Genomic DNA, 14,259 nt, shown 5'->3' on the forward strand with positions numbered 1-14,259 from the left:
GCAAACTTTAATCGAAGTTTGCGCTTTTTTATTTGTAAATATAAACATATTAAATATTTCACAAACTAAATGATTTAGGGAGAGTATCATGATGATTTGGCATAATAAATGGGTCCGATGGGTGTGGTACAACCTGACGGGCATTCTGTTTGTTTTGTACCTTTTGCACTATACAGCGCCCGTGTTGAATACATGGAGTGTTGTTGTCTTATTGGTTGGTATGGCAGCAGTTAGCGTATTTATGTTTGTATCTGAATATATGCGTTTGAATCCGGTGAGCGCAGAGTCACCGGAAGAAGCTGACGACCAGGGAAATTGAGTTGGTAAAATAGGACGCAGAAGTTTATACTTATAGTATTAGTTTCTGCACAAATTATTCGTTACTATGACGAGTTCGCAGACTCCAATTGTACGACAATAAAAAACAAGCGCGTTCATTACCAGCGCGCTTTTAGTTTGGAAAAGAAGGTATGTCAGTGACTACAGTAACCGTTCAACCTGGCGTTTTTCTGCATATTTTGCCAACTCAGCAATTTGCAACGACAAGAATATTAATTAACTTTACCCGTCAACACGACGTGGCTTCTTTAGGAGGCCGTGTGTTGGCAAGTAACATGCTTGAAACAGCTTCACAAAAATATCCCTCACAAACCGCTTTGGCACGTGTCTTAAGCGACTTGTATGGGGCATCATTTGGTACTGATGTACTGAAGACAGGCGCTTTGCACACTTTGCGCTTGCGCATGACGTTGGTACATGATGATTTTGCAACGGATTCACAGAGTTTGTTGCGCGATGGCTTTGCGTTTATTCGCGAGATGATGTGCAACCCATTGGGTGATGCTGCACATGGCTTCGATCCAACTGTTTTTGAACGCCAACGTGAAATTGCATTAGATGAAATCGCCGGACTGCAAGAGGAAAAGCCATTCTATGCGGCCCGCCAAGCAATCAATGCTTATTTCACTGATCCAGTGCAAGCCGTACCGGCATACGGCACCACTGAGATTCTTGAAAAGGTCTCACCAAAAGATGCGTGGGATGCTTGGCAGGATACGATGGCGCACGACCGTGTGGATATTATCGTATTGGGTGATGTGGACACGGCAACGGTTGAACAAGCAGTGGCGCAATTGCCGTTGGAACCGCGTGCCATCGCTGGAAATCCTTATTATGAACAAGAACTATTTCCAGCCGTAAAGCGCACAGTGGAACTTGATAAGGTGAACCAGGCCCGTTTGATTTTGGCGTATCAATTGAAACTGGAACAGACCGACCGTTTTCAAGGTTTCGTCTTTAATGCCTTGTTCGGTGGCCTTGCCGTTTCACGTTTGTTTATGAACGTGCGTGAGACAGCTGGCCTGGCTTACTCGATTTATTCTGACTACAATCCGTATACAGGTTTGTTGATGGTTGAATCAGGTGTTGATCACGGTAAATTGGTTGAAGCTGAGGACCGTATCGATGCTGAATTGACGCGTTTGCAAACGGAACTTGTCGGTGACGATGAGTTAAACATGATTAAGCGCTTGATGAAGGCGGATTATGTTGTTTCGCTTGACCAACCTGGTCGTATTACAGAACGCGTTCAGAATCAAGAGTTAATCGGGTATCATACGACCCCTGAAGAATGGCTGGCTGCAGTTGATGCTGTGTCAGCCGAACAAGTCCAACAAGTTGCCCGAGCAGTGACGAAGCAACTTCATTATGAATTGGTAGGAGGTAAGGCTAATGGTTGATGCATTAAGTCGTTTTGCGCCTAATGAGCGTCACGAAACGTTGCCAAACGGGGCACGCTTGCACATTTTGCCACGCCCTGATTTCCACCAATTCGTGGGGATGGTGACGGTTGATTTTGGTGCGCGTGACCAAATGTTTATGAAAGAGGGTCAATTGGTTAAGCAACCAGCTGGCTTAGCACATTTCTTGGAACACAAGTTGTTTGCGCAACCTGGATATGATGCCTTTTCGCGTATGAGCGAACTTGGGGCGAATGCTAATGCGTTTACGACGCAGACACGCACAAGCTACTTTATGACGGCACCAGCTAATGAATATGCAGCCTTCTCAGAATTGTTGCACTTCACACAAGAGCCTTATTTCGAAGAGAGTTCTGTTGTTCGTGAACGCGATATCATCTCACAAGAAGTGGATATGTATCAAGATGATACGAATGCACGTTTGTATCGCATGATCTTGGGTCAACTATTCCCAGGTGATCCGATGGCTGATGATATTGCTGGAACCACTGAATCGGTGCACAGCGTCACGCCGGCTGATTTGCAGGCCGCCTTTGATGCGTTTTACCGCCCAGAAAACATGGATATTGTCGTGGCTGGTGCCTTCGACATTGATGCAGTCCGTCAACTCGTGATGGATGCGCCAATTAGTTCACGCCAAGCAAATGATAATATCACGGTACCGGCTAAGATATTTGCACCGGTTATTACGGAACCGCTTGAAGTGGATATGGACATTGTGCGAACAAAGATTGCGATTGGTCAACGCTGGTATGATGGGGCGATAATGCCAACTGGCATGGAGGCCTTACGTATTGCCATCGCGGGTAGCTTAGCAGTTGATTTGGTATTTGGTGAGTTTTCACCAACCTATATGATGTGGTACGACTCGGGTATGATTGATGATACATTCAGTGCTGAGTTTGACTGGGAACGGGGCGTGGCCTTTTTGACCATTGCCGCCGAAACACCTGAAGCTGATGAATTGATTGATGCAGTTTCAGATGAGTTAACGAACTTGGCCGAACGATTCAACGAGCTATCTGCAGATTTTGAATTGGTGAAAAAGGATGCCTTGGGTCGCTTGATTAGCAAGTTCAATCAACTCGAAGAAATTGTCACGCGATTCGAGGGGCAAACCTTTGATTTTGCCACTTTGCGTGATGAAATTAATGTCTTGCAGAGCCTAGATGTGCAAAGCGTTTATGACATACTTATGCATGCCGAAATTAGTGACCTTTCGACCGTTATTGCGCGTCCGAATGTCGATAATATGTGGTAGTATAGATATATGCAATTATACTGATAAAAAAAGTTAAGGATGAGAGACTAATGAACGAAGAACGCAACAGCGTCATCGGACAAGAGCTACAAAAGGCTCGTCTTGATAAGGGGCTATCCCTTGACGATATTCAACAAACGACAAAGATTTCAAAAGCGCTACCTAGCTGCGATTGAAAATGGCCAATTTGATCAATTGCCAGGGGCATTTTATGAACGTGCATTCGTGCGTCAATATGCTGCTGCAGTTGGTCTTGATGTTGCTGATTTTATGCAAAATCACGATATCACCACGGAACAAGTTGAACCTGATTTAAGCGGAGCTCGCGTTGACGCAGATAACGTGACGCGTGCGGGGATGCACAAGGTTGAAGAAACGGCTGCTGATAAGACGCGCCAAATGATGCCAAAGATTTTGATTGGTGTGGCTGTTATCGCCATCATCGCCGTTATCTGGGCTGTTGTTGCCTCATTTGCTGGTTCAGCAAAGCAACACAGTAAGAACGAGTCATCTGTTTCAGTGACAACTTCAAAGGTATCATCTGTTGCTTCATCAGAATCAAAGTCAACGACTGACGAGTCAAAGAAGTCATCTTCTAAGAAGGAATCTTCAAAGAAGGAGTCATCAGAGAAGAAGGATGACAAGGTTGAGCTTGGTACAGGTACGGCAGCTGGTAACACAGTAACGTACGCTGCTGTTAAGGCGCCAGCCGACAAGGAAATGACGTTGAACTTGAAGTCAACTGGTGCGTCATGGATCCAAGTTAAGGATGCAGCCGGCACTGTTTTGTGGAATGGTACGTTGCAAGCTAACGGTAACCAAGACGTTAAGATTCCTGCTACGGTAACTGGTGTCAGCGTTTCAATCGGTAACGCAACGGTTACGACGATGTCATTGGACGGTTCAGAAGTTAACTTGATGAACAACAACGCCATCGTTTGGAACGCCAACATGACGTTCCAACGCTAAACTTAGTGGGGTGGATAAAAAATGAATTTGCCTAATAAGTTGACGGTCTTCCGTATGATTTTGATCCCTGTATTCATGTTGGTACTTGCTTTGCCACTTGATTGGGGAACGTTGCAAGTTGCTGGCGCAGTTTTGCCAGTCACACACCTAGTGGCAGCAATCATCTTTATTGTTGCTTCATTAACGGACCTTGCAGATGGAAAGATCGCGCGCAAGTACAAGTTGGTAACGAACTTTGGAAAGTTTGCTGATCCATTGGCCGACAAGTTGTTGGTTATGACAGCATTGATTTTCTTTGTCCAATTCGGTTGGGCACCAGCTTGGATGGTTGCAATCATCGTGATTCGTGAGTTGGCCATCACTGGTTTGCGCACATTGATCGTTGAAAACAATGGTAAGGTGTTGGCAGCAGCGATGCCAGGAAAGATTAAGACGGCTTCACAAATGGTTGCCATCTCATTCTTCTTGCTTCACGACATCGTCTTTGCAATGTTCAACATCCCATTTGCGATGATTATGATTTGGATTGCCTTGCTTGCAACAATCTACTCAGGAATTGATTATTTCTACAAGAACCGTGAAGTTTTCTCTGACGGGTTCAAGTAATTAACTGAATGGAGAGGTAGTTTGACACTCATTGTGTTGGACTACCTCTTTTGTTATACAATTAAGTCAAACAAAAATTGGAAAAATTAGCGATTACTGCGTCTTTATTACTGAAAGGGGTGCAGAATGAAAAATATTGAAGTTGGTCAGGCCTTAATTGCACGACACGAGAGTATTACATCCGCCGAGTCTCTGACGGCTGGGTTGTTTGTCAGTACGTTAGCAGAGGTGCCAGGTATTTCTGCTGTGTTGCCCGGAGCGTTTGTGACCTACGCAGCAGCAGCGAAGACCCAATTGGTTGGTGTGCCGGCCGAATTGATTGCGGAAGTGGGGGTCGTATCAGCTGAAGTTGCTGAGAGTATGGCCAGTGGGGCGAAGCGTGAATTGCATACCGCATGGGGTGTTAGTTTTACTGGCGTAGCTGGACCTGATGCGTTGGAAGGTCACCCGGCTGGTACCGTGTTTATCGGCATTGCGGCGCCAGATGGTACAGTCGCCGCAACGAAGTTTGAGTTTAATGGTGACCGTCAGAATGTTCGTGACCAATCAGTCGCAGCTGCGTTTGACCTGTTGGCAGACAAAATCAAACAAATCGAGAATTAACACGAAAAAGAATTGAATTCTAAATTGAATTAGGTTACACTAGGTGTATATTAAGTTTAAGTTAACAAGTGGAGGCCGATAAAAATGGCATCAGGAAAGAACATTAACCCAAATAAGAAGCTTGAAGGAAAGATTGCGGACCCAAAGGAGCGTCAAGCTGCGTTGAACGAAGCCTTGAAGAAGATTGAAAAGTCTTTTGGTAAGGGTTCAGTTATGAAGCTTGGTGATAGCCAATTCACGAAGGTACAATCAACGTCAACGGGATCATTGAAGTTGGACGTGGCCCTCGGAATTGGTGGCTACCCTAAGGGACGTATCATCGAAATCTACGGACCTGAATCATCAGGTAAGACGACGTTGGCTTTGCACGCGGTTGCTGAAGCACAACGTAACGGCGGAATCGTCGCTTATATTGACGCGGAAAATGCCATGGACGTTGAATACGCCAAGGCATTGGGTGTCGACGTTGACGAGCTTTTGCTATCACAACCAGATACTGGTGAACAAGGATTGGCCATTGCGGACGCCTTGATTACATCAGGTGCCATCGACATGGTTGTTGTCGACTCAGTTGCCGCTTTGACGCCTAAGGCCGAAATCGACGGTGAAATTGGTGACTCAACAGTTGGTTTGCAAGCCCGTATGATGTCACAAGCTTTGCGTAAGATGTCAGGTGCCATCTTGAAGACTGGTACGACGGCTATCTTTATCAACCAATTGCGTGAAAAGATTGGTATCATGTTTGGTAACCCAGAAACGACACCTGGTGGACGTGCTTTGAAGTTCTACTCATCAGTACGTTTGGATGTTCGTCGTAAGGGTGGTATCGATGCTACCAAGGCTGACGGTGACGATGTGAAGTCAGTTGGTAACGTTACCCGTATCAAGGTTGTAAAGAACAAGGTTGCGGCACCATTCCGTGAAGTGGAAGTTGAAATCTTGTTTGGTAAGGGTATCTCAAAGACTGGTGAAATGATCGACTTGGCTGCTGATAAGGACATTATCGTGAAGTCAGGATCATGGTTCTCATACAACGGTGAGAAGATTGGTCAAGGAAAGGTCAACGTTATTCGTTGGTTGGAAGACCCAGAACACAAGGACATTTACGATGATATCTACGCACAAGTTCGCGAAGCATACATCGGAAGCCACGATGGATCAGACGACGCTGCCGAAGATAACTCAGCAGATGACGTAGAAGACATCGAATTGGCAATCGAAGAAGATTAATAATTAAAAACAAACGGCAAAGCCTCCACAATGGGAACTTTGCCGTTTTGAGTATCCACTGAATTTATGCAAAATATCATATCCAAAGGGCGTCTGAAAAATTAGATTGAAGATGTCTATTTTCTGATGCAAATTTGGATACCTTATTTTCGCCATTAGATTTCGGTTGTTCTATACTAATCATGTAATAAAAAAGAAATAAAAAAGCGCTACGTATGAGTAGTTGGAGGTGTTTATCATGGCATACACAAAGCAAGAAGTTCAAGATTGGGTAAAGAAGTTGGATTTGAACACTTGGGGACCAACTGAGGTTTATTGGTCTGACAGTTTCCACCGTGTTCATGTCATTGCAGCTGATATGGAAAGTGCAGCAGTTACCGAAAAGATTAAGGCAGCTGTCGAAGCAGAAATCGCAGCCGGCACCACCGACGAAACAGACGCACGTGACTTCTTGGAGCACTTGATTGTTACTGATTACGCCCAAGAAGATTAATATTAACGATAATTCTAAATTGCTTGTCTAACAGAGATGTAAGGCAAGCAATTTTTATTTTATCAATGTTTCTACTATATATAGTGGGAACCTTTTTCTATGATCATCAAACTAACATAGAATGCCTCGGCGCGATAGCGACGAACCGTAAACCGAAAACACTCTGGTAAATAACCTTAAAGTGTAGTACCATGGAATCACTAATTTTAGCTGGAGGGGACCCAGTATGGAACCATACGAAGCCGAGCAACAACGCTTGGATGTGGTCTTGGAAAAGATTCAAGACGCAAAGGTAAAAAATGATTTAGATCGACAAAATAACGAGCAAAAGCAGGCTGATGTTGAAGCTGGATGGAACGATGTCCGCTTCAAGTCATCTACTTACGGTAGCTTGTTCGAAACAGCCATGTCTGTTCGCCAACAACAACAAATGTTGCAAGAACGCGAATTGGCCATGAACTCTGTTGAACACCAAGCTGTGGTATTGGACCGCTTGCAAGCCCGTCCATACTTTGCCCGTATTGATGTGCAAGAAAACGGTTCTGAGACGGTTGAGCCAATTTATATTGGTTTGGCATCATTCTCAGATTCACCTGACAATTTCTTGATTTATGACTGGCGTGCACCAATTTCTTCTATTTACTATGATGCTGGTTTGGGTCAAGTGACTTATGAGACACCAGATGGTAAGCAAGAAGCAACGGTTCACTTGAAGCGTCAATTCCAAATTGAAGACGGTAAGATTGTAACCATTTTCGACACTGACGAAGCTGTTGGTGATCAAATGTTGTTGAACGCCGTTTCTGGTGAGTCAACGACAAAGATGAAGTCAATCGTTACGACGATTCAAAAGGAACAGAACAAGATTATCCGTAACACGGCAGCTGATTTGTTGTTCGTGCAGGGAGCAGCTGGTTCTGGTAAGACATCTGCCGTGCTACAACGTGTGGCTTACTTGCTATACCGTTACCGTGGTCATTTGACGTCTGGTCAAGTGGTGATGTTCTCACCAAACCAATTGTTCAATGACTATATTGACCAAGTCTTGCCTGAATTGGGTGAGCAAAACATGGTGCAAATGACGTACTACCAATATGCATCACGTCGTTTGCCTAAGTTGCAACTTGAGACGCTACAAGAGCGTTTCGAAGCGCAACCAGAAGGTGCTCAAAAGGCTATCATCGATATGAAGGGTACGAGTGATTACTTCAACGTGATGAACGCATACGCCGATGGCTTGAACAAGGCTGATATTAAGGTGCGCCCAATTAAGTTCCGTGGCCAAGAAATTATTTCAAAGGCCAAGATTGAAGAGATTTACTACTCATTCAACGAGAACTATAAGTTGGGTAACCGCCTCCAAGCAACCAAGGAACGTTTGATGAAGATGTTGCAAGGTCGTATTGGGACGGAAATGCAAGCTGATTGGGTTGAAGCTGAAATCCAGAACTTGACGAAGGAACAATACGACTCAATGTTGGGGGACAACCCACGTGAGTTTAAGTCTGATGAAGAAGAGACAAAGTTCTTGGCCAAGATTATTGTGACGAACGCTTTGGCACCAATTGCAAAGGGTGTTAACCGTAACCGATTCATTAACATCAACAACCAATTCATTCACTTCTTGCGTACAGTGCCTAAGTTGATGGATTTGTCTGCATATGGCATCACGCTAGAAGACTGGACAAAGTCTGTAGAGAACACAATCAACAAGATGAAGAATGGTGAATTGCCAATGGCCGACATGACGCCATTCATGTTGTTGTTCGATTTGATTAAGGGTAGCCGTGGTGAGCGTGACATCCGTTTTGTCTTCATTGATGAAATCCAAGATTACACGCCATTCCAATTGGCCTTTTTGAAGTTCAGCTTCCCACGTGCACGATTTACGATGCTGGGTGACTTGAACCAAGCCATCTTTACAAAGGAAAATGCTGTTAGCTTGCAAGAAGAGTTGTCACACTTATTTGATCCAGAGAAGTCTGAATATGTGCAATTGACGCAAACATACCGTTCAACGCAACAAATTACGGATTACTCAAAGGCTATTTTGATTAACGGTGCGCAAATTGATGCCTTTGAACGTGAAGGTGACAAGCCGCTGGTTAAGGTATTGCCAGATCAAGCCGCGATGATTGCGGCCACATTGTCACAATTGGCAGCTAATGACGCAGCTGAAGAGACAACCGCAATCATTACCAAGACATTGGCCGACGCAGAAGTTGCTTACGCAGCCTTGCGTGACCAAGCTGATGTTACAATCATTCGTACTGAAAACCAACGCTTGGTACCAGGAACTATCATTGTGCCTGCCTACTTGGCCAAGGGACTAGAATTTGATGCTGTTATTATGTGGGATGCCTCAGAAGGGGTATACCACGGTGATGACGAGCGTCAACTAGTTTACACAATTGCATCACGTGCTATGCACCAATTGACGGTTCTTGCGATTAACAAGCTAACGCCATTGTTGGCAAACGTGGATTCACAACTATACGAAATGGGGTAATTGACTATGAGTCAGGCACCACTTAACTACGCGGTATTTGATCGCGATGATTGGTCAGTTTTAGTTGAGCCACCTGCAGACCGTGACGTGTCACACGTTACGCCATCTATTTTGGGTGAGATTAAGGCGTTTAATGATCAAATTTCAATGGCCGACGTTGCAATGTTCTACGATCCATTGATTCACTACATTAAGTTACGTCACGCGCAATACTTGCGTGACCGTGAAGAGCGCCAACGCTTTTTGGGTCGTAACACGAAGCCAAGTCCATTTGTAATCGGGATTGCCGGTTCTGTGGCGGTTGGTAAGTCAACGACGGCCCGCTTGCTACAATTTATGTTGCAAGCTGAATATGGTGAAGATAACGTTGCTTTGACGACAACGGATGGTTTCTTGTTGCCAAATGACGAATTGAAGGCGCAAGGTCTCTTTGACCGTAAGGGGTTCCCAGAGTCCTATGATATGCCAGCGTTGTTAGAATTCATGAACGCCGTGAAGGACGGTGAAGAAGTTGTCCGCTCACCAAAGTACTCACACGACATTTCTGATGTGTTGGTCGATGAGTTTGACACATTCGAGCGACCTGAAATCTTCATTGTTGAAGGAATCAACACCTTGCAGGCGGCACCAAACTCACCAGTGTACTTGTCAGACTTCTTCGACTTGTCAATTTACGTTGACGCAGAGACTGAATTAATTGAACACTGGTACTTGGATCGTTTCGAAGCGTTGTTGCAACAAACAGCTGAGACCGATGATCCAGACAACTTCTTCTATGCTTGGACGCAAGTGCCACGCGAAACAGCCATTGATGCAGCGAAGAAAGTGTGGGAAACGGTTAACTTGCCTAACTTAGTTGATTATATTTTGCCTACGCGCGAACGTGCTGATTTGATTCTCCATAAGACAATCGGGCACGGAATTGATGAAGTTTGGTTACGAAAATTCTAAAACCATTACTTTTCAACGTAACGCTAATATGACAAAAAACGACAAACGCCGAGAAACGACCGTTTCTTGGCGTTTATTTTATGAGTTTCGTTACAAATTTCGAGTTATTTAACTGGTTAACTATATTGGTGAGAAACCTTAAACGGTGCGGGTTTACAAGTGTAACAGGCCCTATATGACGATAATGTAACGAATAAAGCGGGTCGTTTGGTCGGTTTCGACATCAAATGTAACGCTTCTGTAATTTTAAGCCCTGTCAGCTTGGTAAACTATGTCTTGTGGTTGAGGCGAGGTAAGCCTCATATAGAGAAGTGCTTGAGCAATAGTGTTCGCACATGAAAAACAATCCGTAGGAGCGTTATAAAAGATATGAACAAGATGAAAGAAACAGCATTGACGGTTGCCGGTTTGGCATCAGTATTGGTAGCAGGACAACAAGTTGTTCACGCTGCATCAACATACACTGTACAAAACGGTGATACTTTGTCAGAATTGGCCGACAAGTTCAACTTGACGGTTGAGGACTTGGTTAAGACTAACAAGATCTCAGACGCCAACATGATTTTCGTTGATCAACAAATCGAAGTACCAGCTTCAGCAGAAGTTAACCAAGCTGACTTGGATTCAGCTGCTGCTTCATCAGCTAACTCAGCTGCTGCCAACGCTGCTTCAGCTGCCGCATCAGAAGCTGCTTCATCAGCTGCCGCCGCTTCAAGTGTAGCCGCATCAGAAGCCGCTGCCTCAGAGGCTGCCGCTTCATCAGCTGCATCTTCTGCCGCAGCATCATCAGCTGCTGCATCAAAGGCCGCAGCTTCAGAAGCAGCCGCACAACAAGCTGCTACGACAGTTGCTGTTTCAACGGCAGCCGGATCAGGTTCAGTTTACGACCAATTTATCGCTGCTGGTGGTACTGCAGCATTGTGGAACGCAATCGTTATGCCTGAATCAGGTGGTAACCCTGACGCCGTTTCACCAAACGGTTACCGTGGTTTGGGTCAAACTAAGCAAGCATGGGGAACTGGTTCAGTTGCAACGCAAACTGCTGGTTTGGTTAACTACGCCGTTTCACGTTACGGTTCAATCGATGGTGCCATCCAATTCCGTTTGGCTAACGGTTGGTGGTAAGATTTTACCCAATTAAATAGATTTCCAAATCGCATCTGGTTTTCAACCGGATGCGATTTTTTTGCGTCTTTAAGTTTGAATTCTCACAATCTATATGCCATAATTGGCATATAGATTAGTTTAGGATTACGGGGGAATATGTCATGGGTCACGAACATCATCATCACGAATTTGAGCAAAACAAACAAGCGCCATATTTAATTGGGATTGGATTGAAATCTGGCGTTTATCATCGGTGAAATGATTTTTGCCAAGCTGGCGGGATCGACCGCCTTGTTTGCAGATGCCTTGCACAGTGTCAGTGACGTGGCGTCATTGATTCTGTCGTGGCTCGCAGTCCTTGTGTTTGGGTTGAGAGCAACTCGTAAGCGCACGTATGGCTTCCACAACACGACGATTTTAGCGAGTGCGGTGAATGCCATTCTATTATTGATTGCGGTGGGGATTATTTGGTTTGAGGCTGTTGTGAAGTTACTAAACGGTAAAAGCCACGTCGACGGCGATATCATCATTTGGGTGGCCTTGGTTGGTATCGTAATTAACTTCCTATCGGCGTACTTCTTTGCGAAGAGTGGCCAACAGGATCATGATTTGAACGCTAAGGGAGCTTACATTCACTTATTGGCTGATGCAGGTGTGTCGGTGGGAGTGGTTGTCTCTGGTGTCCTAATTGCGTTTACAGGTTGGAATTGGATCGATCCCATTGTTTCAGTTCTCATTGGCATTGTCATCGTGGTCAGCTCGTGGGACGTCTTTAAGCAATCATTGAACTTACTGCTTAATGGGGTACCGGCCGGTATTGATGAAGCAGGGCTTGAATCATACCTAGCTAACTACCCAGCAGTGAAATCTGTCCATGATTTGCATATTTGGGGTATCTCAACGACCGAGGCAGCGTTAACGGCGCATTTAGGGGTGCAGAAGAGCTTTAATGACGCAGACCTAGATGAGATTACCCAAACGCTAAAACACGACTACGGTATCGCACATACGACGATTTAGACCGAGTTACACACAGAGGTCAACTGCAATAGCATTTAGCGGGGAATTAAGATGACACAGGAACAACAGTTAAATAGTGCCGTGGCAGCTTTTTACAAAGTGCTAAGTAATGAGAGCCGCGTGCAACTATTGGATTACATGGTGACCCATCCCGGACCGGTTCATGTGAGTGAACTAGTTGAACAAACAGGTATTTCACAACCGAATGTGTCAAAACATTTAGCGGTGTTGTTAAAGCAACAAGTAGTTACGCGTGAAGAAGTCGGCAACCGGGTTTACTACGAAATATATGATCAACACCTCAAACAGACGCTTGAAGCAACATTCGTTCACATGAAACATATGCTGTCGGACCAACAGTAGCAAGGGTTTGCGGAATTAAGAAATAATTGGTCGAAACTCACTATATCTTTATCAGGAACCGCGTGCTATACTAATCACATAGTTTAAAAGATTTTGTTTTATGTTTCACCGAAATATCTGGCATTTTCATTTTTGAATTATTAGAAAATTTGGCAATGTGCCAGGAGGTTTCAGACATGGAACAAGGAACAGTAAAGTGGTTTAACGCAGACAAGGGATTCGGTTTCCTTTCACGTGAGTCAGGTGACGATGTATTCGTTCACTTCTCAGCTATCCAAGGTGACGGCTTCAAGTCATTGGAAGAAGGACAAGCTGTATCATTCGAAGTTCAACAAGGTGACCGTGGCTTGCAAGCTGCTAACGTTACTAAGTTGTAATAACGGCTTAAAGGCAACCTGGTAAAACAGGTTGCCTTTTTGTATACATATCAAAAGGAGGTTGCCCATGGATTCTTGGACAAAGCAGATTGTCTTGCCGTCTGATCAACCGGCAATTTCAATTAAAGAACAATTAACGCGATGGCTCGTGCCACGCCGTATTCGTGGTAATTTTCGCATGGAACATCGCATTTTGTTGAATGGTACATATCAGCCAACGTCAACGATACTACAACCAGGGGATACGTTAACGATGACGTGGTTGCCAAACGATTTTGAAGTCGCGACGTCGAATTATGTCACCGACGATAGTCAGCCAGTCGATGTGCTATTCGAAAACGATGATTTAATGGTCGTGAACAAGATTAAAGGGGTGAAGACGCATCCTAATTCACCAGGCGAAGATGGCACGATGATGAATTTCGCCCAGGCATATTTACAAGCCCAAGGGAAGGCTGCCTACATGGTGCATCGACTAGATGGTGATACCACGGGTGCGTTGATTATTGCTAAAAATCCGTATGTTGTGCCCATGTTGAACCAAATGTTGCGTGACAAGACAATTCGTCGCACGTACTTGGCTTGGGTCCGTGGTGCGATTAATGAGGCTTCAGGGACAATTACGGCGGCGATCGGGGAAAACCCCGACGATAACCGTACACGCCGTGTAGACGGCCCTAACGCAGTTCCTGCGGTGACCCACTGGGCAAAGGTGCACACGGTGTATCAAAACACGCTAGTTCGGTTGGATTTGGAAACTGGGCGTACCCATCAAATTAGATTACACATGCAATCAATTGGGCACCCGTTAGTCGGCGATCCGCTTTATAATCCAACTGATGACTACGAGGGTGGATTATTATTGCATGCGGCTTCAATTAAGATTCCTTTGCCATTCACGAACGAGGTGAAATCAATCGGGGCGCCATTGCCAGTATCATTTCCACGTAATTTCAAATAGCGTAAAAAATTAAACTGTTACATTTCGATGTCGCTTGTTAACCTTGGTG

General features: G+C 44.9%; 14 protein-coding genes and 1 pseudogene. All 15 read left to right on the forward strand.

All coding sequences use genetic code 11. From position 1 onward, the window contains the following. The first annotated feature begins 88 nt into the window (after nucleotides 1-88). The 15 genes and pseudogenes from OIT45_RS09660 (at nucleotide 89) to OIT45_RS09730 (ending at nucleotide 14,210) form a co-directional block, all read left to right on the forward strand. A complete protein-coding gene (locus tag OIT45_RS09660) occupies nucleotides 89-319 on the forward strand; it encodes a hypothetical protein (RefSeq protein ID WP_135798067.1) in 231 nt (76 codons plus the stop codon). Nucleotides 320-470: 151 nt separating this feature from the next. Then, the gene (gene yfmF, locus OIT45_RS09665) at nucleotides 471-1,739 is read left to right on the forward strand and encodes an EF-P 5-aminopentanol modification-associated protein YfmF (protein ID WP_206767440.1); all 1,269 of its coding nucleotides are present in this window, start codon (nucleotides 471-473) and stop codon (nucleotides 1,737-1,739) included. After that, nucleotides 1,732-3,021 carry an EF-P 5-aminopentanol modification-associated protein YfmH gene (gene yfmH, locus OIT45_RS09670; protein ID WP_199403657.1) on the forward strand — a complete coding sequence of 430 codons (1,290 nt, stop codon included), beginning with the start codon at nucleotides 1,732-1,734 and terminating at the stop codon, nucleotides 3,019-3,021. The genes yfmF and yfmH overlap by 8 nt, the downstream gene beginning before the upstream one ends. A gap of 120 nt (nucleotides 3,022-3,141) precedes the next feature. Beyond that, nucleotides 3,142-3,990: a helix-turn-helix domain-containing protein gene (locus OIT45_RS09675; RefSeq protein ID WP_264340042.1), complete on the forward strand. Its 849-nt coding sequence runs from the start codon at nucleotides 3,142-3,144 to the stop codon at nucleotides 3,988-3,990. A 21-nt stretch (nucleotides 3,991-4,011) separates the two neighbouring features. Then, nucleotides 4,012-4,596 carry a CDP-diacylglycerol--glycerol-3-phosphate 3-phosphatidyltransferase gene (pgsA, locus tag OIT45_RS09680; protein ID WP_199403655.1) on the forward strand — a complete coding sequence of 195 codons (585 nt, stop codon included), beginning with the start codon at nucleotides 4,012-4,014 and terminating at the stop codon, nucleotides 4,594-4,596. A 126-nt stretch (nucleotides 4,597-4,722) separates the two neighbouring features. Next, a complete protein-coding gene (locus OIT45_RS09685; protein ID WP_199403654.1) occupies nucleotides 4,723-5,199 on the forward strand; it encodes a nicotinamide-nucleotide amidohydrolase family protein in 477 nt (158 codons plus the stop codon). Nucleotides 5,200-5,283: 84 nt separating this feature from the next. After that, nucleotides 5,284-6,429: a recombinase RecA gene (recA, locus tag OIT45_RS09690; protein WP_056973888.1), complete on the forward strand. Its 1,146-nt coding sequence runs from the start codon at nucleotides 5,284-5,286 to the stop codon at nucleotides 6,427-6,429. A gap of 238 nt (nucleotides 6,430-6,667) precedes the next feature. Continuing rightward, nucleotides 6,668-6,922, forward strand: a complete 255-nt coding sequence (locus tag OIT45_RS09695) for a hypothetical protein (RefSeq protein ID WP_112464085.1) — start codon at nucleotides 6,668-6,670, stop codon at nucleotides 6,920-6,922. A gap of 226 nt (nucleotides 6,923-7,148) precedes the next feature. Further along, a complete protein-coding gene (helD, locus tag OIT45_RS09700; protein WP_199403653.1) occupies nucleotides 7,149-9,431 on the forward strand; it encodes an RNA polymerase recycling motor HelD in 2,283 nt (760 codons plus the stop codon). Nucleotides 9,432-9,437: 6 nt separating this feature from the next. After that, a complete protein-coding gene (gene coaA, locus OIT45_RS09705; protein WP_199403652.1) occupies nucleotides 9,438-10,382 on the forward strand; it encodes a type I pantothenate kinase in 945 nt (314 codons plus the stop codon). A 369-nt stretch (nucleotides 10,383-10,751) separates the two neighbouring features. Beyond that, complete coding sequence (locus OIT45_RS09710; RefSeq protein WP_199403651.1) at nucleotides 10,752-11,507, forward strand: LysM peptidoglycan-binding domain-containing protein; 756 nt, start codon at nucleotides 10,752-10,754, stop codon at nucleotides 11,505-11,507. Between the two features lie 143 nt (nucleotides 11,508-11,650). Then, nucleotides 11,651-12,509 (forward strand): annotated as a pseudogene (locus tag OIT45_RS09715) (cation diffusion facilitator family transporter). A 51-nt stretch (nucleotides 12,510-12,560) separates the two neighbouring features. Further along, nucleotides 12,561-12,872, forward strand: a complete 312-nt coding sequence (locus tag OIT45_RS09720; protein ID WP_135798058.1) for an ArsR/SmtB family transcription factor — start codon at nucleotides 12,561-12,563, stop codon at nucleotides 12,870-12,872. 176 nt (nucleotides 12,873-13,048) lie between these two features. Further along, nucleotides 13,049-13,249 carry a cold-shock protein gene (locus tag OIT45_RS09725; protein ID WP_003610350.1) on the forward strand — a complete coding sequence of 67 codons (201 nt, stop codon included), beginning with the start codon at nucleotides 13,049-13,051 and terminating at the stop codon, nucleotides 13,247-13,249. Nucleotides 13,250-13,316: 67 nt separating this feature from the next. Then, complete coding sequence (locus OIT45_RS09730; RefSeq protein WP_199403649.1) at nucleotides 13,317-14,210, forward strand: RluA family pseudouridine synthase; 894 nt, start codon at nucleotides 13,317-13,319, stop codon at nucleotides 14,208-14,210. Nucleotides 14,211-14,259 lie beyond the last annotated feature (49 nt).

This window comes from Weissella sp. LMG 11983 (assembly GCF_025908495.1).
In the GTDB taxonomy this organism is placed as follows: domain Bacteria; phylum Bacillota; class Bacilli; order Lactobacillales; family Lactobacillaceae; genus Weissella; species Weissella fermenti.

Coding starts and splice junctions, on each gene's coding strand:
- OIT45_RS09660 (WP_135798067.1), top strand. CDS start 89: ATGATGATTTGGCATAATAAATGGGTCCGATGGGTGTGGTACAACCTG.
- yfmF (WP_206767440.1), top strand. CDS start 471: ATGTCAGTGACTACAGTAACCGTTCAACCTGGCGTTTTTCTGCATATT.
- yfmH (WP_199403657.1), top strand. CDS start 1,732: ATGGTTGATGCATTAAGTCGTTTTGCGCCTAATGAGCGTCACGAAACG.
- pgsA (WP_199403655.1), top strand. CDS start 4,012: ATGAATTTGCCTAATAAGTTGACGGTCTTCCGTATGATTTTGATCCCT.
- OIT45_RS09685 (WP_199403654.1), top strand. CDS start 4,723: ATGAAAAATATTGAAGTTGGTCAGGCCTTAATTGCACGACACGAGAGT.
- recA (WP_056973888.1), top strand. CDS start 5,284: ATGGCATCAGGAAAGAACATTAACCCAAATAAGAAGCTTGAAGGAAAG.
- OIT45_RS09695 (WP_112464085.1), top strand. CDS start 6,668: ATGGCATACACAAAGCAAGAAGTTCAAGATTGGGTAAAGAAGTTGGAT.
- helD (WP_199403653.1), top strand. CDS start 7,149: ATGGAACCATACGAAGCCGAGCAACAACGCTTGGATGTGGTCTTGGAA.
- coaA (WP_199403652.1), top strand. CDS start 9,438: ATGAGTCAGGCACCACTTAACTACGCGGTATTTGATCGCGATGATTGG.
- OIT45_RS09710 (WP_199403651.1), top strand. CDS start 10,752: ATGAACAAGATGAAAGAAACAGCATTGACGGTTGCCGGTTTGGCATCA.
- OIT45_RS09720 (WP_135798058.1), top strand. CDS start 12,561: ATGACACAGGAACAACAGTTAAATAGTGCCGTGGCAGCTTTTTACAAA.
- OIT45_RS09725 (WP_003610350.1), top strand. CDS start 13,049: ATGGAACAAGGAACAGTAAAGTGGTTTAACGCAGACAAGGGATTCGGT.
- OIT45_RS09730 (WP_199403649.1), top strand. CDS start 13,317: ATGGATTCTTGGACAAAGCAGATTGTCTTGCCGTCTGATCAACCGGCA.